Genomic DNA, 581 nt, shown 5'->3' with positions numbered 1-581 from the left:
GGCGGCGCTATCAGTTGCGGGTCTGGTCGACCAGCTTGTTCTTGGCGATCCAAGGCATCATGGCGCGCAACTGGCCGCCCACCTTTTCGATCGAGTGCTCGGCGGTGTTGCGGCGGCGCGCCGTCATGCTGGCGTAGCCGGTGCGGCCTTCGAGGATGAACATCTTGGCGTATTCGCCGTCCTGGATGCGCTTCAAGGCATTGCGCATGGCTTGGCGCGACTGCTCGTTGATGACTTCCGGGCCGGTCACGTACTCGCCGTACTCGGCGTTGTTCGAGATCGAGTAGTTCATGTTGGCAATGCCGCCTTCGTAGATCAGGTCCACGATGAGCTTGAGCTCGTGCAGGCATTCGAAGTAAGCCATCTCGGGCGCGTAGCCGGCTTCGACCAGGGTTTCGTAACCCATCTTGATCAGCTCGACGGCACCGCCGCACAGCACGGCCTGTTCGCCGAACAGATCGGTCTCGGTCTCTTCCTTGAAGTTGGTCTCGATGATGCCGGCCTTGCCGCCACCGTTGGCCATGGCGTACGACAGCGCCAGATCGCGCGCCTTGCCGGTCTTGTCCTGGTGCACGGCGATC

General features: G+C 62.1%; 1 pseudogene. It reads right to left on the bottom strand.

Annotation, left to right across the window (positions count from 1 at the left end):
• Positions 1 to 10: 10 nt before the first annotated feature.
• Positions 11 to 581, bottom strand: a pseudogene (locus QZH66_RS18160) (ketol-acid reductoisomerase); the annotation flags it as partial.

The organism is Stenotrophomonas sp. YIM B06876 (assembly GCF_030711595.1).
Classification (GTDB): Bacteria; Pseudomonadota; Gammaproteobacteria; order Xanthomonadales; family Xanthomonadaceae; genus Stenotrophomonas.
This window is presented reverse-complemented; position numbering and strand designations above follow the sequence as displayed.